The sequence below is a fragment of the Campylobacter sp. LR291e genome (assembly GCF_008633915.1).
GTDB lineage: Bacteria > Campylobacterota > Campylobacteria > Campylobacterales > Campylobacteraceae > Campylobacter_D.
Map to the genome: position 1 here is coordinate 55130 of NZ_VJNV01000026.1, position 22181 is coordinate 77310.

Below are 22181 nucleotides of genomic sequence, written 5' to 3' on the forward strand. Positions count from 1 at the left end.
AAAGATTTTATGATATAGATAACGTATTTTTAGATAATATGAATTAAGAAAGAAAGGATATCACAATGAAGTTATTAATGATATGCTTAAATTTAGATATTTTACTTATATAGCAGGACTTGAAGAAATAATTTATTATAATAAAACCATTAAAGAAGTATATAATATACTTGATTTAGAAAATTTACAAGGTGATACTGACTAATCATTATGTTTAAAAGAACTGATTTTATCAGCTAAAATGCCAACGCAAGATTATTTTCCTTTTATAAAATATGAATTTGGTACAAAAATATCAATCTTACTTGTTCAACAAGAAAAAATTATGATGATGAATTAAGATTAAATGATAGTACTTATTATAAAGTATATAATATTTTGGGTAGATTCTAAAAGTTTAGTTTTAAATATTGATTATTTTAATCTATACTATATGAAAGAAGTATGAAAAAATACCCATTTAAAATGTTAGAATAATAAAAAATTTTTATTAATTAAAAATTTAAGGACTAACCCATGACCCTATAAACAAAACCGAGGCTAAATAAATTTTATTCAACTCTTGGCATAGAAACAAGCTTTCCAGAAGAAGTAGATATATAGTAATCAAAGAAATTTTAAAATCATAATTAAAAATATAAATTTATAAGAAATAACAAAACAATAACACTACAAAAAATTCACAAACAAATTTCTATGAAAAAATTTCACTCTTCATAGAAATTAAACGCCTTTTGGCTTAGAATTTGACGCACCTTTTCTTGATGTTCTTTGCCCTTTGTTTCAAGCGTTATAGAAATCATAGCATCCCCATAATCAAGCTTAGTTGAAAAGCGGTCATAATCAATTTTTACTATATTTGCATTAGCACTTTTAAGACTATCAGTTAAGCTTAAAAGTGCGCCGGGTTTATCGATTAGTGTAACATTTATTTGCATCTTGCGATATGCCTTAAAAAGTCCCTTTTCTATGATAATATTTAACATTTGTACGTCAATATTTCCACCACTTATTATAACGCCAACCTTTTTAGCATTATTAAGCTTTATTTTTTTATGTAAAAGTGCACTAACCCCAACAGCCCCAGCCCCTTCTGCGATAATCTTGTGTTTTTCAAGCAAATACAAAACAGCCTCGGCAATCTCTTCATCATCAACTTGCACAAATTCATCAACGCACTCAAGTATAATATTTAAATTCTTAGGATTAGCATCCCTAACAGCTATACCATCAGCAATGGTCCTAACGCTTTTTGAATTCTTTGCCTTTTTATGTCGATAGCTTTCATACATGGCAGGGGCACCCTTTGCACTAACTGCAATTACCTTTATATTTGGATTTATTTGCTTTGCAGCACTTGCTACGCCACTTATCAAGCCTCCTCCTCCAACTGGCACTATAATCATATCCAAATCAGCCACATCATTTAACATTTCAAGCATTATAGTACCTTGTCCAGCCATTACCATTTCATCTTCAAAGGGGTGAACAAAGCTTAATTTATGTTTCTTTGCATAATCAACAGCAAAGGCAAAGGCCTCGTCAAAATTATCTCCCTTTAAGATAATCTCAGCTCCCAAAGCCCTTGTAGCACTCACCTTTAAAAGAGGGGTTGACTCAGGCATTACAATAACAGCCTTTATGCCAAAATTTCTAGCACTGATTGCCACTCCTTGTGCGTGATTTCCAGCACTTGCAGCAATAACTCCTTTTTGTTTTTCTTCTTCGCTTAAATTTAAGATTTTATTATAAGCCCCTCTAATCTTATAAGCCCCTGTAATTTGCAAATTCTCACTTTTTAAAAAAATTTCTGTATCTAGCATTTGACTTAAAAAAGGCGAGTAAGTAAAGGGCGTTTTAGAAATATAATTTGAAATTTGTTGTTTAGCCCTATAAATTTTGTTAAGTTCTATCATCTTTTATCCTTTTTTGAAATTCTAGCATTATACATTTGTCTTGTATAAAATTTATATTACATTCTTGTGCAAGTCTTGCTACTTCGTTATTTACAATGCCAAGTTGTAGCCAGAAATTTTTAATATTTTTTTCTTTAATAAGTGGGAAAATTTCACTAGCAAACTCACCCTTTCTAAACATTATGCAAGTGTCTATTTTTTTATTAATTTCTTTTAAATTTCTATACACTTTTTTATTTAAAATTTTATCTTCTTTTGGATAAATAGGAAAGATATTAAAACCCTTTTCTTGTAAGAATTTACCCACCATATAAGAAGCCTTAGAACTATCCGGGCTAAGTCCTATAATAGCGATATTTTTCATGGTATTTAATATAAAATCAATCTTTTCTTGCATATTCTCTTTCTTTGTAAATAAAAAGCTAAATTATAATACAATTTGCTTAAATTTAATCAATTTTTAACAAAGGCTAATTTTTTTTAAAATATTTTTTTGTAAAATCACTTAAAAAAAGGAGATATTATGTTAGAACTTTACCCTTATATTTTAATCTTGCACTTATTTTGTGCGATATTTTTTATAGGTTATTTATTTGTTGATTTATTTATTCTAGGTCCTATTAAAAGGAAAAATGCAAATTTAGGAAGTGAGTTTTTTAAAAATAATGCAGTAAAAATTATGCCCTTTATAGTTTTGCTTTTATTTTTAAGTGGTGGGGCTATGGCTAGTTTTCATTTTAATCCCTTAAATTTACTTTTTTTAATAAAAATGCTTTTAGCAGCCATTATATTTTGTTTAGTTATTTTTTCTTTAACTTATTATTTTTTATTAAAAAAACCTAACCATCTTGGAAAATTTGTTCATCCTATTGTTTTTATAATATGCTTTTTTATCGTTATTTTGGCTAAATTAATGAACTATATTTTTATATAATTTTAGCAAAATTAAAAAATTTAAAGGCTATAATTGCATTTATAAAACTAGCCTTTAAGGATAAAAATGAGTGAATTTACACACCTTCATTTACATACAGAATACTCGCTTTTAGACGGGGCAAATAAACTTAAAGAACTAGCCCAAACCTTAAAAGAACAAGGGGCAACCAGCGTTGCAATGACAGACCATGGTAATATGTTTGGGGCTATTGATTTTTTTTTGACTATGAAATCATACGGCTTAAAGCCTATAATTGGCATTGAAGCATACTTACATAATAACGATGATATAAGTGATAAAAGCTCTCGCCAACGTTTCCACCTTTGTCTTTATGCAAAAAACGAAGTAGGGTATAAGAATTTAATGTATTTAAGCTCACAAAGTTATATAAAGGGGCTTTATTATTATCCTCGTATTAATAAAAAACTTCTAGCAAAGCATAGCGAAGGGCTTATTTGTTCTTCTGCTTGTTTGCAAGGTGAGATAAACTGGCACTTAAATATACATAATGAAAGAAATGTTAAATTTGGTGCGAAAGGCTACGAGGTGGCAAAAGAGATTGCTTTGTGGTATAAGAGTGTTTTTAAGGATGATTTTTATTTAGAGATTATGAGGCATGGGATAGAAGATCAAAGATTAATTGATGATGATGTTATAAGATTAGCCAAAGAACTTGATATAAAATTAATAGCTACAAATGATACGCATTATACCTTTAAAGAAAGGGCAAGCGCACATGAAGTTTTCATGTGTATAGCAATGGGAAAAAAGCTAAATGACCCTGATAGATTAAGACATAGCGTACATGAATTTTATGTAAAAACTCCAGCCCAAATGAGTGAAATTTTTTTAGATATCCCAGAGGCTATATCAAATACCCAAGAAATAGTTCAAAAATGTAATTTAGAAATAAAACTAGGCGATGCAACTCCTCCAAATTTTAAATTTACAAGAAATTACGCAAAAGAATTTAATATTAGTTTAGATGAAGAATTTAAGGAATTTAGCTTTGATAATGATGATAAGATTTTTGAGTTTTTATGTGAAAAAGGACTTGAAGAAAGATTAAAATTTGTTGATGAAAATAAACATGAAGAATATAAGCAAAGGCTTCAAAGAGAGATTAAAATCATTAAAGAAATGAAATTTTCAGGCTATATGTTAATAGTACATGATTTTATAAAGGTTGCAAAGGACAAAGGAATTCCAGTTGGACCGGGTAGGGGCTCAGCTGCTGGAAGTTTGGTATCGTATTGCCTTAAAATAACAGATATTGACCCCTTGCCTTATAACCTGCTTTTTGAACGTTTTTTAAATCCTGAAAGAGTGTCAATGCCTGATATTGATGTGGATTTTTGTCAGGATAGAAGAGGGGAGGTTATTGATTATGTAATTGAAAAATATGGAAGTGATAAGGTAGCACAGGTTATTACCTTTGGTAAATTACTAGCAAAGGGAGTAATTAGAGATGTGGCTAGGGTTTGCGATATGTCAATAGCCGATGCTGATGCACTTGCAAAGCTTATACCTGATGAGCTTAAAATTACATTAAAAGAAGCCTATGAAAAAGAACCAAAGATTAGAGAATTTATAAACAATCACCCAAAGGGTTCAGAGGTTTGGGAATACGCCCAAGCCCTTGAAGGACTTAATAGAAACGCGGGAATGCACGCAGCTGGTGTGGTTATATCAAATGAGCCCTTATGGAATAAAACTCCTCTTTTTAGACAGGCAAAAAATGATGAAAATCACTTAGTAACGCAGTATTCTAAGGATTATTTAGAAAGTGTTGATTTAATCAAATTTGACTTTTTAGGACTTAAAACCTTAACCTTAATCGACAATGCCATTAGGCTTATTAAGCAAAGATATAATAAAGAAATAATTTGGGAAAGTATAGATGTAAATGATTCAAAGGTTTATAACACTATACAAAGTGGTAATACCTTAGGAATTTTTCAAATAGAATCAGGAGGTATGCAAAGCTTAAATGCGAGATTAAAACCTGAAAGATTTGAAGATATTATCGCTGTTTTGGCACTTTATAGACCAGGACCTATGGAATCGGGTATGCTTGATGATTTTATAGAAAGAAAACATGGGCATAAAAAAATAGTTTATCCTTTTGATAACTTAAAAGAAGTGCTTGAGCCAACTTATGGGGTTATTGTTTATCAAGAACAAGTTATGCAAATAGTACAAATCATAGGTGGCTTTTCTTTGGGTGGGGCTGATGTGGTTCGTAGGGCTATGGGTAAAAAAGACCCTGAAAAAATGGCAAAATTAAAAGATGAATTTGCAAATGGAGCACAAAATCAAGGCTATGATAGAAAAAAAGCAGAAGAATTATGGGAGTTAATAGTAAAATTTGCAGGTTATGGCTTTAATAAATCTCACTCAGCAGCCTATGCTATGATTACCTTTCAAACGGCTTTTTTAAAGACTTATTATCCTAGTGAATTTATGGCCGCACTTTTAACAAGCGAAGAAAATAATGTAGATAAGGTAGCTATTTACATAGATGAGATGAAAAAAATGAATATCAAACTTTTACCACCTAGTGTAAATAAGGCTATAAGGGAATTTAGTGCTGTTGCTATAAATGATAAAGAAGATGCTATAGTTTACGGGCTTGGGGCTATTAAAAGCGTTGGAATAGGGGCTGTGGAAAATATCTTAGAAGCTAGAAAAGATGGCGAATTTAAGGATATTGATGATTTTCTAAATAAAATTGATCCAGCTAAAGTTAATAAAAGAACCATAGAAGCCTTAGTAAAAGCAGGAGCCTTTGATGAGTTTAATTATACTAGAAAATGCCTTTTTAATAATCTTGATATTATGGCTGAAAGTTCTAGAAAAATGGCTAATATTAGAAAGGAGGCTAGTCAGTCTTTATTTAGCGTAAGTGAGCTTACAAGTGGCATTAAGGTAGATATTAAAAAAAACGATGATGAATTTGATTTAATGGATAAACTAGGCTTTGAAAAGGAAATTCTAGGTATTTATATATCAGGTCATCCTTTGGATAAATTTTATGATGAATTTAAAGATATAGAATATACAAAGAGTATTGAATTTGAAAATTTAAGTGGTTATGGGGAACTTTTAAGCATAGGAAGAATTGAAAATTTTAAGTCCTTAATAAGTAAAAATACTAAAAGATATGGGAGAGTTGAAATTTTGGATTTTTATTCTAGTTTTGAGGCTATGATTTTTGAATCAAATATAGATTTAATTGAAAAAATTTATGAAAATAATGAAAGCAAAAATTTAGCCTATGGTTTTATTTTAAGCTATAAAAACGAAGAAGGGGAGCTTAGTTTTTTTATAAAGGATATCAAAAGGCTTGATGAATTAAAGAATTTAAATATAAAACCTAAAAAGAAAAAGCAAACTTATAAAGAAAATTTCACTAGTGAGCCTTTAGAGTTTGAAAGTAAGGTTATAAAACTTGATTTAAGCACCTTAAATAAAGATATAATTTATCAAATTTATGAACTTGCCACAAAAAAACATAATCCTTATGAAAAGGGCAATAAAAAGCTTATTTTACGCGTTGTAAGCACTGATTCTTGTCTGCTTTATCATACAAATTTTATAATACCTGAACAAACCATGCAAGAACTTGAAAAGTATGAAAATAGGGCGATTTGATTTTATTAAAATTCTTTAGCTTTGTGAGACTAGTTTTTTTAAATAGCTCTTAAAGGGATTATATATTCTTTAATTTATTTTAAAAAATAAAATTTTAAAAAACAAGATAATTTTACCCTTAAAAACTTTAAATTTTTAATGCTAATTGAAGTTTAAAAAATATTTTAAAATAAAAAATTGATATTTTAAAATATAATTATATTTAAAATGGAGCGGGAAACGAGATTCGAACTCGCGACCCCAACCTTGGCAAGGTTATGCTCTACCCCTGAGCTATTCCCGCAAAAGAATATGATTATAATAAATTTTCAAGCCTTTGTCAAGATTTTTTAAAAATAGGGCAATTAAACCTTATCTTTACTAATTTTCCTTACAACTAGAGGTATGAAATTTTCACCTACCAAATTTTGTCCAAGAACGCAAGTTATACAAGGGATAATTAAGGCTTTTTCAAAATTAAAGCTTTGTGGAGTTTTGTTAAAATTAATTTCTTCAAATTTTAAACTATCATCTAAGATTAAAATTTCTTTTAAAATATGCTCATCAAAATCAAATTTAACCTCGTAATCCTTTATCATACCTTGTGCTGAAAAAAGATTTTTATCAATGATAATTAATTTATTTAAAGGAACATCAAAGAGTTTTATTTCCTTATCTTGCCCCTTGCTATCCTTACCGACCTTGCCAGTTTTTAAAAGCCATAAGCCATAATCTTGCATTTTTTAAGCTTTGCTAATTTTTTTAATTACTAAGGGTACAAAAACTTGTTCTTCATTTTGAATTTCTTCACCTATATTAGCAGTAATTAGGGGTATAGTTATGGTTTTATCAAGTTTAATTACATTTGGAATTTTACCATTTTTTAGCTCATTTATCTTATTTTCACAACTTTCATCAAGAATAATTAAATCATTTAAAATATTTTCATCAAAAGAAAATGCAATGCCGTATTCTTCTTCATTTCCATCTGTTTCAACCATAAAAACAAAGGAATTTGGACCTGAAATACCTATTAAATCAAGAGGTACTTGGTGAAAATTCACCTCTTCATCTTTACTAACGCCTTTTTCTAAAAGCCAAGTGCCGTAGTCTTTTTTCATTTTCTTTCCTTTTGTGAAATTTTAAAAATATTTTAGCAAAAAATTTAAGCAAAAATAAATTTATTGCTCATTTTTTTCATCTAAATTTAAATTATTCTCATCAATATCTAAATTTTCATCATCTATATTAAAAACATCATCATTTGTTTTATTATTGTTTAATTCTTGTGCGATCTCTGCTGCTAATTTTAATTTTTCATTATCAAAATGCGTATAAATCCTAGAGGTGCTAACACTTGCATGACCTAGGGCTTCTTGGACTAATACAAGGTCTTTTTGTTTTTTATAAAGTAGAGTGGCAAAGGTATGCCTTAACATATGTGCACCATTTTTTTGCTTACGAATTCCAGCACGAAATAAAATTTGTTCAACTATACGGCTGATATAAGCCTGAGTTAGTGGGGTTCCTTTTTTATTAACAAAAAGTAAGGCGTCCTGACTAGCATAGTTAATCTTTACATTTTTTAAAAGTTCTTCTATCAATTCTTTTTTAATCATTACAACGCGGTATTTATTGCCCTTACCACGAATTCTAATGGTATATAAATCATTTTCTTCGTTTATATCTTTCATTCTAATATGCAAGGCCTCGCTTACTCTAATGCCTGTAAAAATGATAATTTTAAGTATTAAACGATTTCTAATAGTATTGCTTTTAAAATCGGTAGTTTCAATGGCATTAAGAAATTTACTAAGTTCATCCTCGCTCATAAACTCAGGCAATTTAACGCCTTTATAACCTGCCACACCTGCCCAATTTTTAAGGCTTATATCAAAAACATGTGCCTTTTCATCCTCTTCATTATTTTTATCTAAATAATCAAAAAAATTAATCATGGCTATACGATAATTTTTCTTACTTGCATCAGAAAGCGAACCTGTGATACTTGCAAGGATTTCAATAATCAAATTTTCATCAATTTGCTTTAAAGAATAAAGCCTATAATGACAAAGATATTCATATAATTTTTTTAAGGGGTTAAAATAGGTATTAACGCCGTTTAATCCAGCATTTCTAGCCTTTTTTGTAAGGGCGTCTAGTTCTTCTATATTTTTAACGCCACGATTTAGCATCAAATTTACCTCTCCAAGTGCTTCTGGGTTTTTAAGCTCCTTATTAGATAAAGAACTAAGTTTAAATTTAACATAACGCATTAACCAAAATAAAAGAGATTTTTCAAAATTGTCTTCACAATCAAGTGGATATTTCATTAAAAAATTTTCCTAAGTTTTAAAAATTAGCCTAGAATGGCTTTAAAAAATATTTTGATATTTTAATATTAATTTAGTAAAAAAAAGCTTTTTTTTAAAAATATAATTTTTAAAATTATAATTATATTACTATCATAATAAATATAAAATTAATCTTAATTTATACACATAATAATATGATAAAAGGTAAAATCTAAGTTAAATTTATAATTTTGTATTGAAAACTATAATTTTCAAACTTTTTTTTATTTTCATATATTTCTCCCCCACTAAAAAATTTAAGCCTTAATTTATAGGTTTTCGGTAACTTTACCTTTTGTGTGAAAAAAATTTATCCATAAAATTTAGCATATAAAAATGAGTAAATTTATTTGCATTATTTTACAATCTATTTTAAAATTTTATAAATAAAAAATTAAATTTTATACTATTAAGTCAAATTTTATATTTATATAATTATCAAAAAATACTAAAATTGATAAAATTTAGGCTTATAAATTTCACCCTATTTTTTAAATTTTTTACTTAATTTTGCAAAATTTTTAAAAAGTTAAGTTTTTTTCATTATAATTTGCTTTTTGAATTTAATTTAAAGGAAAGAAATGTTTAAAAAGGCTATACTTTGTTTATGTTCAGCTTTTGTTTTGGGTTTTTGTGAAGATTATATAGTATTAGAAAAGCCCTTTAATAACGCTAAAAATTCAGTTATTGAGATCTTTGCATATAGGTGTGGGCACTGCTACAATCATCATCATTTTGGCACACTTCAAAAGCTTAAAAAATCCCTTCCAAATTTAAGCTTTAATATTTACCCAGTAAGTCTTATGAATGGTAAAATCGCTAGTCAAATGAATGAATTTTTTGCCTATGCCTATCTTAAAGATAAGGAAAATAATACAGATGCTAGTGATAAAAACTCTTTAAGCGAGCAACTTGCAGATGCTTATTTTAGGGCTTATTTTGTTAATAAACAAGAATTTAATGATATTGATGCTTTTGTAAATTTTAGTTTGCAAAACTTGAAAATTTCAAAGGAAGAACTAAATAAAACCTTGCAAAGTGATAAGGCAAAAAATATTTTAAATGAATATGCTTACGCAAATGAAGTTGCTAGGACCTTTGGGACCCCTGCTTTTGTGGTAAATGGTAAGTATCAAATCAAGCCAGAAGCAGTTATCTCCCTTGAAGCCTTACAAAATTTAATAGAAGAACTTAGCAAAAAAGAATAAAATGCTAAAAAATGCTCTATTTTCAAAGCAAAGACTTATATGGTTTTTGCTTTTTTTATTTTTTTTAATTCCTTTTTTATTATCGCATTTTTTCTTCCAAAAATACCTTTTTATGAGACCTTGCGAACAATGCGTTTATATTCGTTTTGATATTTTAATTTTAATATTTGCTAGTTTTATAATGCTTTTTAAGCCAAATTTTTTAATAAGCCTTATTTGTGCAATTTTAGGCTTTTCTGGCTTAATTTTAGGCTTAAAACATAGTTTTTATTTAACAAAAATTTATAAGGCAATGGATGAGCTAAATCCCTTTGCAGCACTAAGTGGTTGTAAGCAAATACCTGAATTTATCTTTAATCTACCCTTACATGAGTATTTCCCAAGCTTTTTTTTGCCCTTAGCAGAATGTGGAAACGATAGACCATATATAAGCCAAGATACTATATTAAGCTCTTTGCAAGAATTTTTTATAGGAAATGGTGGTATTTATGAAAATGGCTGGTATTTAATCCCAAAGCTTAATCTTATAAATATGCCCCAGTTTTGCCTTATCTTTTTTATGCTATTTCTTATAATATGGATTATATCTTTTTATCTTTATTTTTTAAATATTTTTAAAGTTAAAAAAAGTTCTTAAAATTCTTAAAAAAATGTCACATATTATGATATATATGCTATAATTCTAACTTAATCAATTTTTTATAATAAGGTTATATTTTATGAAAAATTTAAGTATACAAGAAAAAAGAGATTTAGATACTTGCGTCTTTCAAACCCTAGGCAAAAAGGAAAAATGCCAGTTAGCACTTTTTTTTAATGCTTTGTTTTCAAAAATAAAAACCTTATTTAGTAAAAATTAGTCTAAAATATAGCTTTTTACTTCATCTTTAATAAGGCTTAATTGCTTAAAACTTGGAGAATTTGTTAAAATTTGACAATTTTTTTCATTGCTTTTTAAGGCTTTTACAAACATTGCCATTTTTTCATTAATCCTTAAAAAAGAAAGTTCAACACACGCCCTATTTTCCACTAAAAAATAAATATTACCACCTTCTTTTTTATCTAAATTTTCAAGCTTTAAATTATCAAGCTTACTCATTGTTTTTAAATCATTTGTAAAAGTTAAGTGTAGTTTATAATAAAGCATAATATCTTGCATGGCCCTTTGTAAATTTTTAATTTGCAAGTTTATAAATTCGCTATAATCATTTTTATAAAGGTCAAAAAACTCATTTTCTAAATAAGCTTTAAAAGCACTATTCTTGCTTAAATTCTCACAATATTCAAAGATATTTAAAATTCTAACTTCCTTATCATTAAGCAAGATTTCAAGGCATTTTTGATTATCTTTTTTAAGGGTAAGCACCCTACTTTCAACAATGTTTAAATTTTTACTTTCTTTCTTTTCAAAGGCAAAATCATTTAAAATACTATAAATTTCATTTGCCCCTAAGGATAAAATCATAAAAAACAAAAAAAAGATAATTCTCACTTAAAAAGTTCTTTGTGTTCTTTTTTAAGATACTCAAGCATTTCTAAAATTTCATCAACCCCTTCATTTTTTGAATCTTTAAGCACTTCATCTATATTTTCTATATAAATTTCAATTGCATCTTCTAATTTATCCCTTTTTACCCCAAAAACTAAAAGTAAGGCTTCAAGGGTGATGCTTAATTCATATTGTAAATTATCTATAATCTCTTTTAAATTCTCACTCACTTTTTTCTTCCTTTTTTACTTCTTTTGACTTGATTAAATCGATAAATTGAGCCCTTATATAATTGTAATTACTGCTATCCTTAAATCCTGCAAACAGCCCACCACTTGCACTTTTATGCCCTCCTCCCCCTACTAATTTTTTAGCCATTAAACTTACATCAAAATTCCCATTTGCCCTAAAACTTACAGCCTTTCTAGAATTTATATCAACAAAAAAATCATAATCAGGATTTTTAACTAAAAAATCATTGCCTATTATGGAAGTACTGCCTATATTATAGGTTAAAATACCCTTTTTGCGTTCATAATAAATTCTAAACCTTTCTTTTTCTTTGCTTAGAATTTCAACCACAAAGCAAGATATTAAATTTGCTAAAGTATCATCATTTAAAGAAGAAAAATAATCTTTTTTTATAAAATAAATGGCATTATCCAGTGCTATATTTGCATTTTCTTTATGTATAAATTTACAAGCATTTTTAAGTAAAAAGAAAAAATAATTAATGCTTTCGTTTTTAAACATAACCCGATTAATCTCCTTTGCATTTGCGATTAAATTTAAAAAAACCTTACCTAGTTCAAAGTATTTATCTTCTTTAAGCCAAATATCAACAGCATTTACAACCCTTGCAAATTCGCTAAGTTCTTCATTTTCTACGCAAATTTTAGAAAAAAAATCATATACAATCTTAGTAGCACAACGAGTAGAATCTAAAAAATACCAATCAAATTTTTGCATACATTCAAGCCCACTTTGATGATGGTCAAGCAATAAAATTTTTATATTTTTTTCCTTGCAAATTTTATCAAATTCCTCGCATTGATTAAGGGTTAAATTTAAATCAGTAATTAAGATTAAAGCTTTTTTTTCTTCATCGTTTTTAATATCTTCTAAAATGATATTAAAATTTTCATTTATTTCTTTTCCATAATTTGAATTATAAAATCTTAAATTTTTAAAATAAAAATTTGTAATATATTGACAAGAATAACCATCTAAATCCGTATGTGATAAGTGATAAATTTTCATTTTTTTCCTTTTTTAAAATTCTATCTTAATAATTCCTTCTGTGTTAAAATTCGTATTTTCAGCTACTTCAGCAAAGCTAATAACCACGATATTAAGATTAAAATTAAAACAAAGATTAGAAAAGAATTTTCTAAGCTGTGGATCAACACATAAAATAAAAGGCTTAATCCGACCATTTGCAACTGCAGCATATTCTTGCTTTAAGGTTTCAACAATAACGCCAGTTTGGGCCACACTTAAAGGCAAATGATAAACACCATCTTTAAATTGTATATTTTGCATTAAAACGCTAGAAATTCCAGAATCAAGCATAAAGATATCTAAAATTCCCTTATCATTTAAATACATATTTGTAATAGTCCTTGCTAACGATGCCCTTACATGTTCTATAATGGTATCAAAGCTTTTACTTACTTCTGCAACGTCTTGCACTGATTCTAAGATAGTTAGCATATCCTTAATAGGAATTTTATGTTTTAACAAGTCTTTGAGCACCTTTTGTATCATTCCAAGAGAAGTAGCCCCCACTGCCCCATCAACTATGATAGGATAATCAGCCTTAACCTTTTCGAGTAAATTCTGCACCTCTTGTCTAGTTAAAAGCTCATAAGCATGGGCCTTTATAAGCTCACTCATATGAGTAGCTATTACACTGGCTGGTTCTATAACTATATAACCATTTAAGGTAGCCTCGTCTCTTAAATTTGCATCAATCCAAAGTGCATCCGTACCAAAAGCAGGTTCTTTTGTAGCAATGCCTTCAATTTCTTCTGTAATAAAACCACTATCCATAGCCAAATATTTATCAGGGTAAATTTCAACAAGGGCTAGAGAATTTCCCTTGAATTTAAAGTTGTACTCATTTGGCTTTAAATTTAAATTATCTCTAATTCTAATCTTAGGCATTAAAAAACCAAGGCTTTCGGCTATATTTCTACGCATAGAACGAATTCTTTCAGTAAGTTCGCTTTCTGCTAGTTTAATCAAGCCATAACCTAATTCAAGTTCTAAAATTTCAACCTTTAAGATATCATTGATTTTATGTTCTTCTTCTTTTATGATTTCTTCTTCACTTTTCTTATGGGCTTGTAAGGTTTGTCCTGCAGTAGCCTCGCTACCCTTTTGAGCTGCAGGTTTTGCCTTTTTAGTAATTGATATGTCAATATTTCCTTCTTGAACTTGTTTTGTAAGATAGCCAAGGCTTAAAAATACCAATGCCATAAAGCCTAAAGAATAATGAGGAAGTCCAGGTACAAGGGCAAAGATAAATAAAATAAAGCCTACTATTAAAAGGGTTCTATACTCATTTAAAAGCTGTTTTAATGAACCTTCTGCAAAGTTATCCTCATCCTTACTAGCACGGGTAATTATAATAGCAGTAGCAGTTGAAGTTACGAGTCCAGGAATTTGAGAAACTAGCCCATCACCTATGGTTAATTTTGTAAAGACCTCTGCTGCATCGCTTAAACTCATATCGTGTTGAAAAGATCCTATTAAAAAGCCACCTATTAAATTTATGATTGTTATGATAATCCCAGCAACTGCATCACCCTTTATAAATTTACTAGAACCATCCATTGCCCCGTAAAAATTTGCCTCAGCTATTATTTCTTGTCTTCTAGCACGGGCAGTATTTTCATCAATCAAACCTGCGTTTAAATCAGCATCAATCGCCATTTGCTTACCTGGCATAGCATCAAGCGTAAATCTTGCTTGCACTTCACTTACACGAGTTGAACCCTTTGTAACTACCATAAAATTTATTAAAACTAAGATAGAAAAAATGATAATACCTATAACATAACTTCCACCAACTACGAAATTCCCAAAGGCCGCTATAATCTCACTAACTGCTTCTGGTCCATTCTGACCTTCGCTCAAAATCATACGAGTAGTTGCGATATTTAATGATAATCTAAATAAGGTTATAATCAAAATAAGCGTTGGAAAGGTAGTAAGGTCGGTTGGCTTTGGTATATAAATTGAAATTAAAATAATCAACACAGACAAAGAAATAGAAAGTGCTAAGAAAAAATCAAGTAAGGCACTAGGTAAAGGGACTATTATAATAGCTAAAATACAAACTAAAAAACCTACTATAGTAAGGCTTTTTGCCTTTACAATAGGGGCTATTAAAGGTCCTAAAAATGGGAAAACTAAATCAACTATTTTATTTTTTGCCATTATTTATAATATCTGCTAAAGAAATAGAAAGTAAAAATTCATCAATCTTGTGTTGTAAATTCACTAACATAGACAATAAGCCACAATCACCTTTTTGATTAGGGCAAATTCCACTGCTACATTCAAACACATTTACCTCCTTTTTTTCAGCTACATTTATAATTTCCTTTAAAGTATATTCTTTTGGGTCCTTAATGAGTATAAAACCACCCTTTGCACCCTTGAAAGATTTTAATAAACCATTTTTTGCCAAATTTTGCAAAATCTTAGCTAAAAAACTCTTAGGAATATCAAGTTCAATAGCCATTGTATCGACATCTTGTGGTGTTTCTTTTTGTGCAATATAAATCAAAGAAAGTAAAGCATATTCGCTAGCCTTGGTAAAAAGCACGAAAAACTCCTTAAAAAAATAAATAAAGTATGGCTAATTATAATAAATTAATCTTATAAAATCATTTAAAATTGTGTAATTTCAGCTTTTTTTTTGTTTTTCTGGGTTATAATCGCAGTTTTAAATTCACCAATCAGGAGGTCTAAAATGGCTTTGGATTCGGCTAAAAAAGCAGAAATTGTTGCGAAATTCGCTAGAAAACCTGGAGATACAGGTTCAACTGAGGTTCAAGTAGCACTATTAAGTACTAGAATTTCAGAACTTACTGAACATTTAAAAATTTACAAAAAAGATTTTTCATCAAGACTTGGGCTTTTAAAGCTTGTAGGTCGTAGAAAAAGACTTTTAGCATATCTTAAAAGAAAGAATTATACAAGCTATAGCAAACTTATTAATGAATTAAATCTTAGAGATAAATAAGCCCTATTCTAGGGCTTAGCTTAATCCAAATTTTTCTTACAAAGGATTAGCATGAATGAAGAACAGGAAAAAAAAGACGAATTTTTTATACCTGAAAAAGAATTTTTTATAAATGTTGTAAATAATATACCAAAGGGATACGAACTTAACCAAGATAAAAAGGCTAATTTCTTACATGGACTTTTAAAAGATGATTTTAAATGCTATATAAACATATATAAAGAATATGTCTTTGAATTTTTTAATATAAGAATTCAAGCCTCTCTTTTTAAAGGAAGTGATAATAAGGGCAAGGTTTATTATTTTAGTAGGAAAATGGATTGTAAAAATATGGACCAAAGCGAAATTTCAAACTATAAAAATATAGAAAATGCAAGAATTTCTCAACATTTAAGAAATTCATTTACACTTACAATTAATGATGAAAATTGTTATGATAACCCTGATATTAAGGTAGTTTTTGGAGAAAGTGGATTTTTATTTTTAAACAATTTTGTAAATATTGATGCAGATTCTAAAAACGAACAAAATGAAAAATTTGAAAATACCTTGATTCTTTATGCCCTTTATATAGCTTATATGGAAAAAATTGATGAGTTTTTACAAAATACCTCTACTCTTTATTTTGACAAAAAACATAAAAATGCAAGTGATATTAGAAAGCAAATTTATATCTTTGGCTTAAAGCACTTTTTTTCAAATCCAGTAAAACACAGCAGACAACAACTTCATGTACTTTGGAATATAATAGAAGAGTATTATAAAATAGGCGATAAATACGCAGAGGTAAAGGCACAAGCAGAAGATATTATAGATATTATTGAAATTGAACAAAAAGAATATGATGATAATAAACAGAGAAAAAGGGACAATAGAATAAATTTAATCGCCTTTATTATAACCCTAGCAGGTGCTATAAGTATAGTTAAAGATACTATTGATTTGTTCAAGGGTGGTTGATTTTTTTTAAATAACTTAAAATATTTTTGTATAATATTTAAAATTTGATTGCAAAAATTTATAAAACTATATGAAAGATAAATTTTTAAGAACTTAAATTTTAATCTTTACTAGCTAAAAAATCCAGTGCTATAACGCAGTGAGTTTTCATTAAAAGTTTTAAATTTTCATCGTCCCAGCAAAAATTTGAACTATGGTGTAAGATAGGATTATTAATATCCTTAGCAATGCCTACAAAGATATAAGTCCCTGGTCTTTCTTTCGTTAAAAAAGCAAAATCCTCAGCCCCCATATCAGCTTTAGCTTCTTTTATGATATTTTCATCTTTTATTATCTTTGAAAGTGCCTTTCTTGCAAGTTTTGCCATTTTATCATCATTGATTAAGGGAGGATACTCCCTTACATAATCAAGCTTAAATTCAGCTTCAAATTCCAAGGCAACTGCCTTTGCTATCCTTTCAATATTGCTTTTTAAAAGCTTATGATTTTCTTCATTTAAAAAACGAACCGTGCCTTTTAAAATGGCATTTTGTGGTATAACATTAAAAGTAGTCCCAGCCCTAACGCTACCTATTGTTATAACTCCTGCATCAACAGGCCTTAAACGTCTTGAAATAACACATTGTATATCGTTGATAAATTTAGCAGCCATTATTATGGGGTCCTTTGTAGTATGAGGGTGTGCCCCATGTCCTCCTTGTCCTATAAATTCAAGGGTAAAAATATCCACCCCTGCCATCATTTCTCCACTTACAATTTGAACTTGATTTTCTAGCACACTACCCCACAAGTGACAACCAAAAACTGCATCTACATAAGGATTTTCTAAAATTCCTTCCTTAATCATAGGCAATGCCCCACCACTTCCCTCTTCGGCAGGTTGAAACATAAATTTAATAGTACCACTAAATTCATTTTTTAACTCATTTAAAACAAGCATAGCCCCAACAAGTCCTGCGCAATGTCCATCATGCCCACAAGCATGCATTTTACCCTTAATCTTTGAAGAAAAAGGCAAATTTGTTTCTTCTTGCACAGGCAATGCATCCATATCAGCACGAAATAAAACGCATTTTCCAGGGTTCTTTCCATTAATATACGCTAAAATACCCGTTTTTGCAATGTTTTTTTTGTAAGGAATTTTGTATTTATCTAAAATTTTGCAAATTAGCCTAGCAGTATTAAATTCTTCAAATTCAAGCTCAGGTTCTTCGTGAATCTTATGCCTAAGTTCTACAACTTCATCATAATACTTCTGGGCTAATTTTGCCAATTTTTCTTGCAATTTTAATCCATGTTTTGAATTTTTTCGCTAGTATATTTATCTTTCTTCTTTTTGCCATTTTTTAAATTTATACTAGCATTGCCTAAATTTGCTTCCATTTTATGAATTTCTTGTTCGCCACTTAAAACTAAGTCCTCATTCATCACAGAAAAATCGCCTTCTTGCTTATCTTCATAATTAACCCTAGAAAGCATGTGTCTAATGGTATTTAATCTAGCTTTTTTCTTATTATCAGAACGAATTATAGTCCAAGGGCATTCTTCTGTATTTGAAGCAAGTAGCATAGAATATTTTGCTAGTGTGTATTTATCCCATAATTCTTGAGATTTTTGGTCAACTGGTGAAAGTTTGTATTGTTTAAGTGGGTCTTTGCGACGTTTATCAAATCTCTTTTTTTGTTCGGCCTGTGAAACTGAAAAATAGAATTTAAAAACGATAATTCCACTATTAACTAGCATGTTTTCAAAAAGTGGCACCTCTCTTAAAAAATCCTTGTGTTGTTGAGGAGTACAAAAGCCCATTACAGGTTCAACTCCACCTCTATTATACCAAGACCTATCGAAGATAACTATTTCACCAGCTGATGGCAAATGTGCTATATATCTTTGAAAATACCATTGAGTTTTTTCCACATCACTTGGTTTTTCAAGGGCTACTGTGCGACAACCCCTAGGATTTAAATGTTCAATTATTCTTTTAATCGTCCCACCCTTTCCTGCAGCGTCGCGACCTTCCATTATTAAAAGCACTTTTAAGCCTTGTGCTTTTACATAGTTTTGAAATTTTAAAAGTTCAATTTGAAGCAATCTTAAATTATTCTCATACTTAATAGTGCTTTTTTTCTTTTTTATAGTGATATATTTTTTATTGTCTTTTTCCTTTTCTTTTTTTTCATTCTCTTCTTTTTCATCCTTTAAATCATCTTTAAGTTCTTTAAATTGTTCTTCTTCTCTTTCTAAAAGCTCTTCGCTCATCGCCAACTCCTTAAAATTTTAAATAACGGTTTAAAATTTACCATAATTAACTATAATTAAAGCTGAAAAATTTATAAAATTTCATTAATATTTATTTAGGATTTACAATGCGTTTTATTTTTATCTTGTTTTCTTTTATTTGCTTAGCCTTTTCTAATAATATTTTAACTTTAGAACAAGCCTTTAAAATCGAAAATAACACCACCAAAGAAGGTATTAAAATAAATTTAATACTTGGAGAAAATATCTATCTTTATGATGATAAAATCAAAATTTTATTAAACGATAAAGATATAACTTCTCTTTTAAATTTAAAAAAACCCGTTAAAAAAGGCGAAGAATATGTTCATTATAATGACTTAAATGTAACTCTTTCTAATGAATTGTTACAAAATTACACGGAAAAAGAAAATATTTTAAAATTTAGCTTTCAAGGTTGTTCAACAGCCGGGCTTTGTTATCAGCCTCAAACTAGGCTTTTTAATATAGTTAAAAACAATGAATTTTACGAACTTTCTAGCTTACAAGCACCTATTAAAAAAGAAAATAATCAAAATAGCGAAAATTCAATAGCTTCTTTTTTAGCAAATTCTAATATTTTTGTGATTTTATTAAGCTTTTATGGCTATGGTTTGCTTTTGTCCCTAACTCCTTGTGTTTTACCTATGATTCCTATTTTATCATCATTTATCATAGCACAAAGTGGACTTTCAAAAAAATATAGCTTTTTCTTAGCCTTTATTTATGTGTTTTTTATGTCCTTAGCCTATGCACTGGCTGGAATTTTAGCAAGTTTTTTAGGCACAAGCGTACAAGTCTTTTTGCAAAAGCCAAACGTTTTGATAATCTTTGCCCTGCTCTTTGTATTTTTTGCCTTTGCTATGTTTGATATAGTTAAATTTGAACTTCCTTTAAGATTTCAAAGCTTTATTTATAACACAAGCAATAAGAAAAAAGGCATTTTTGGTATAGCCTTAATGGGCTTTTTATCAGCCCTTATAGTAGGTCCTTGCATAGCCCCACCTCTTGCAGGTGCCCTACTTTACATAGCAAATTCAAATGATATTTTAATAGGTGGTCTTAGCTTATTTATAATGAGTTTTGGCATGGGAACCCCACTTTTATTTATAGGCTTTGGCATAGGCTTTTTAAGACCAGGTCCTTGGATGATAAAGATTAAAATTTTCTTTGGTTTTATTATGCTAGGGCTTAGTATTTGGATACTTTCACGCATTATTGATACAAGATTTATTTTAATAATGTTTGGAATTTTGGGCGTGTTTTTTGTGGTATTTATGGGGTTATTTGAGAAAAATGAAAGTGCTTTTGAAAAGATCAAAAAAAGCGTTTTAATACTTATTTTAAGCTATTCTTTAAGTATATTTTTAGCAGGAATTTTTGGGGCAAAAAGCTTTTTAAGACCATTTGAATTTAATAATACTCAAAATTCAAGCTTAAATTTTAATTATCTTTCAAATTTAAATGATATAAAGGAATTAATTGCAAAAGAAGAGCTTTTAATGCTTGATTTTACGGCTAAGTGGTGTGAAAATTGTAAGCTTTTGGATGAGTTTACTTTTAAGGATGAAAGAGTAAAAAATATTTTAAATTCTTATAAGCTTGTAAAGATTGATATTACACAAAGTAGCGAAAAAAATTTAAGATTAATGAAAGAATTTAATGTCTTTGCACCCCCTGTTATACTCTTTTTTAATAAGGGCGTTGAAAACACAAGAATCACAGGCTTTATAAGTGCAAATGAACTTTTAAATATTTTAGATAAGGAAAAATAATGGCTAGACAAACTTGGAGCAATACCCTAACATATATCTTAACCGTGGCTGGTGCTACTATTGGCTTTGGAGCTACTTGGCGTTTTCCTTATTTGGTGGGTGAAAATGGAGGTGGGGCATATGTACTTGTCTTTTGTATAGCCATGATAATAATAGGAATTCCTGTTATCTTAGTTGAAAATGTTATAGGGCGAAGTTCATTAAAAAATAGCGTTGATAGCTTTAAGCCAAAATGGCAAGGCATAGGCTATATGGGTTTGCTTGGTAGCTTTGGGATAATGGCTTATTATATGGTCTTAGGTGGTTTTGTCTTAGTTTATATTTTTTCTTTATTAATAGGCAAATTTAATCTAAATAGCCCTATAAATGAAGCCTTTACTCAAGAATTTTATACGCAAAATATCGCCTTTAATCCCCTTGGAGTTGGAATTTTTACTAGCATTTTTGTTTTAATTAATTATATAATTTTAAGAAAGGGCATAATTGATGGCATTGAAAAATCGGTTAAATTTTTAATGCCTGGGCTTTTTATCTGCCTTTTAATTGTAATTTTTAGAAATTTAAGCTTGGACGGGGCTTTTAAGGGGATTGAATTTTATTTAAAACCTGATTTATCAAAGATTATAAATTTTAATGCAAGTTCAATAAGCGATATGTTTAATACTAAGCTTTTTATAGATGTCTTAGGGCAAGTATTTTTTGCTCTTTCTCTTGGCTTTGGCGTTATGATAACCCTTTCATCTCACCTTAAAAAAAATGAAAATATGATTAAAACGGCAATTTATACAGGGATTTTAAATACCTTAATAGCAGTTTTGGCAGGTTTTATGATTTTCCCTGTTTTATTTAGTGCAAATTTAACGCCCGATAAGGGTCCATCTCTAGTCTTTGAAACCTTGCCGATAGCCTTTTCTTATGTGCCTTTTGGAAGTATAGTTTGTGCTATATTTTTCACACTTTTATTAATAGCAGCCCTTACTACTAGTTTGCCTATTTATCAAGTAATAATTAGCGTTTTAGAAGAAAAATTTAAGCTTAGCAAAAAAACAGCCATTAATCTAACTTTGGGCTTAATTTTCATCTTAGGAAACTTACCTTGCATACTTTGCTATGGACCTTGGCGTGATATAACTATAATCAAAGATAAAAATATCTTTGATAGCTTTGATTTTGTGAGCGGCAATATCTTATTTGTCTTAACTGCCTTTTTATGTTGCATTTATCTTGGCTTTGTAATGGGTAAAGAACAAAGCTTAAAAGAGCTTTCAAACAATGGCAAAATAAAAACAATCTGGTTAAATATATGGTTTTATTATGTTAAATTTATACTACCCTTTGTTATAGCCTTGATTTTTTATTTTGGGGTTTTTAATTAAT

At 28.9% G+C, this 22181-nt stretch carries 21 protein-coding genes, 1 tRNA gene and 1 pseudogene; 10 read left to right on the forward strand and 13 right to left on the reverse strand.

What is annotated here, in order from left to right:
• The first annotated feature begins 82 nt into the window (after positions 1-82).
• On the forward strand, positions 83-205 hold the full coding sequence (locus tag FMM58_RS09180) for a hypothetical protein (RefSeq protein WP_263312599.1): 123 nt from the start codon (positions 83-85) through the stop codon (positions 203-205).
• Positions 206-707: 502 nt separating this feature from the next.
• Here FMM58_RS09180 and ilvA read toward each other — a convergent pair.
• A complete protein-coding gene (ilvA, locus tag FMM58_RS05870) occupies positions 708-1916 on the reverse strand; it encodes a threonine ammonia-lyase (RefSeq protein ID WP_150139715.1) in 1209 nt (402 codons plus the stop codon).
• On the reverse strand, positions 1903-2313 hold the full coding sequence (locus FMM58_RS05875; protein ID WP_150139713.1) for a CoA-binding protein: 411 nt from the start codon (positions 2311-2313) through the stop codon (positions 1903-1905). The genes ilvA and FMM58_RS05875 overlap by 14 nt, the downstream gene beginning before the upstream one ends.
• Positions 2314-2439: 126 nt before the next feature.
• Here FMM58_RS05875 and FMM58_RS05880 point away from each other — a divergent pair, with 126 nt between their 5' ends.
• Both FMM58_RS05880 and dnaE read left to right on the forward strand, forming a co-directional pair.
• On the forward strand, positions 2440-2850 hold the full coding sequence (locus FMM58_RS05880; protein WP_150139711.1) for a hypothetical protein: 411 nt from the start codon (positions 2440-2442) through the stop codon (positions 2848-2850).
• Between the two features lie 66 nt (positions 2851-2916).
• The gene (gene dnaE, locus FMM58_RS05885; protein ID WP_150139709.1) at positions 2917-6507 is read left to right on the forward strand and encodes a DNA polymerase III subunit alpha; all 3591 of its coding nucleotides are present in this window, start codon (positions 2917-2919) and stop codon (positions 6505-6507) included.
• A gap of 208 nt (positions 6508-6715) precedes the next feature.
• On the opposite strand, the gene FMM58_RS05890 is transcribed toward dnaE, so the two are convergent.
• From FMM58_RS05890 to FMM58_RS05905, 4 genes and pseudogenes are all read right to left on the reverse strand, one after another.
• Positions 6716-6790, reverse strand: a tRNA-Gly gene (locus tag FMM58_RS05890).
• A 61-nt stretch (positions 6791-6851) separates the two neighbouring features.
• On the reverse strand, positions 6852-7226 hold the full coding sequence (locus FMM58_RS05895; protein ID WP_150139707.1) for a hypothetical protein: 375 nt from the start codon (positions 7224-7226) through the stop codon (positions 6852-6854).
• A 3-nt stretch (positions 7227-7229) separates the two neighbouring features.
• Positions 7230-7607, reverse strand: coding sequence for a hypothetical protein (locus FMM58_RS05900; RefSeq protein WP_150139705.1), 378 nt, complete (start codon positions 7605-7607; stop codon positions 7230-7232).
• Between the two features lie 150 nt (positions 7608-7757).
• Positions 7758-8819, reverse strand: a pseudogene (locus FMM58_RS05905) (tyrosine-type recombinase/integrase); the annotation flags it as partial.
• 602 nt (positions 8820-9421) lie between these two features.
• Here FMM58_RS05905 and FMM58_RS05910 point away from each other — a divergent pair.
• The 3 genes from FMM58_RS05910 (at position 9422) to FMM58_RS08730 (ending at position 10908) form a co-directional block, all read left to right on the forward strand.
• Positions 9422-10048, forward strand: coding sequence for a thiol:disulfide interchange protein DsbA/DsbL (locus FMM58_RS05910; protein ID WP_150140978.1), 627 nt, complete (start codon positions 9422-9424; stop codon positions 10046-10048).
• 1 nt (position 10049) lies between these two features.
• Positions 10050-10685 (forward strand): disulfide bond formation protein B, encoded by a 636-nt coding sequence (locus FMM58_RS05915; RefSeq protein ID WP_150140980.1) that lies wholly within the window; start codon positions 10050-10052, stop codon positions 10683-10685.
• Between the two features lie 82 nt (positions 10686-10767).
• Positions 10768-10908: a hypothetical protein gene (locus FMM58_RS08730; RefSeq protein WP_190317956.1), complete on the forward strand. Its 141-nt coding sequence runs from the start codon at positions 10768-10770 to the stop codon at positions 10906-10908.
• On the opposite strand, the gene FMM58_RS05920 is transcribed toward FMM58_RS08730, so the two are convergent.
• The 5 genes from FMM58_RS05920 to FMM58_RS05940 are packed head-to-tail and all read right to left on the reverse strand — an operon-like array spanning position 10905 to position 15372.
• Positions 10905-11540: a hypothetical protein gene (locus FMM58_RS05920; RefSeq protein WP_150140982.1), complete on the reverse strand. Its 636-nt coding sequence runs from the start codon at positions 11538-11540 to the stop codon at positions 10905-10907. The genes FMM58_RS08730 and FMM58_RS05920 overlap by 4 nt on opposite strands.
• Positions 11537-11767, reverse strand: coding sequence for a hypothetical protein (locus tag FMM58_RS05925; protein WP_150140984.1), 231 nt, complete (start codon positions 11765-11767; stop codon positions 11537-11539). Before FMM58_RS05925 ends, FMM58_RS05920 begins: the two co-directional genes overlap by 4 nt.
• Positions 11760-12797, reverse strand: coding sequence for a DHH family phosphoesterase (locus FMM58_RS05930; RefSeq protein WP_150180502.1), 1038 nt, complete (start codon positions 12795-12797; stop codon positions 11760-11762). Before FMM58_RS05930 ends, FMM58_RS05925 begins: the two co-directional genes overlap by 8 nt.
• Before the next feature lie 12 nt (positions 12798-12809).
• Positions 12810-14981: a flagellar biosynthesis protein FlhA gene (flhA, locus tag FMM58_RS05935; protein ID WP_150140988.1), complete on the reverse strand. Its 2172-nt coding sequence runs from the start codon at positions 14979-14981 to the stop codon at positions 12810-12812.
• Positions 14968-15372: an Rrf2 family transcriptional regulator gene (locus tag FMM58_RS05940; protein ID WP_150140990.1), complete on the reverse strand. Its 405-nt coding sequence runs from the start codon at positions 15370-15372 to the stop codon at positions 14968-14970. The genes flhA and FMM58_RS05940 overlap by 14 nt, the downstream gene beginning before the upstream one ends.
• A 147-nt stretch (positions 15373-15519) precedes the next feature.
• Between FMM58_RS05940 and rpsO the strand changes: the two genes are divergently transcribed.
• The gene (gene rpsO, locus FMM58_RS05945) at positions 15520-15792 is read left to right on the forward strand and encodes a 30S ribosomal protein S15 (protein ID WP_150140992.1); all 273 of its coding nucleotides are present in this window, start codon (positions 15520-15522) and stop codon (positions 15790-15792) included.
• Between the two features lie 51 nt (positions 15793-15843).
• Positions 15844-16752 (forward strand): hypothetical protein, encoded by a 909-nt coding sequence (locus FMM58_RS05950; protein ID WP_150140994.1) that lies wholly within the window; start codon positions 15844-15846, stop codon positions 16750-16752.
• A 100-nt stretch (positions 16753-16852) separates the two neighbouring features.
• On the opposite strand, the gene FMM58_RS05955 is transcribed toward FMM58_RS05950, so the two are convergent.
• Entirely contained in the window at positions 16853-18037 is a 1185-nt protein-coding gene (locus FMM58_RS05955) for a M20 family metallopeptidase (RefSeq protein WP_150180503.1), read from the reverse strand.
• A 2-nt stretch (positions 18038-18039) separates the two neighbouring features.
• Positions 18040-19011, reverse strand: a complete 972-nt coding sequence (ppk2, locus tag FMM58_RS05960; protein WP_150180504.1) for a polyphosphate kinase 2 — start codon at positions 19009-19011, stop codon at positions 18040-18042.
• A gap of 107 nt (positions 19012-19118) precedes the next feature.
• Between ppk2 and dsbD the strand changes: the two genes are divergently transcribed.
• Both dsbD and FMM58_RS05970 read left to right on the forward strand, forming a co-directional pair.
• Positions 19119-20804, forward strand: a complete 1686-nt coding sequence (gene dsbD, locus FMM58_RS05965) for a protein-disulfide reductase DsbD (protein WP_150141000.1) — start codon at positions 19119-19121, stop codon at positions 20802-20804.
• Entirely contained in the window at positions 20804-22180 is a 1377-nt protein-coding gene (locus FMM58_RS05970; RefSeq protein WP_150141002.1) for a sodium-dependent transporter, read from the forward strand. Before dsbD ends, FMM58_RS05970 begins: the two co-directional genes overlap by 1 nt.
• Position 22181 lies beyond the last annotated feature (1 nt).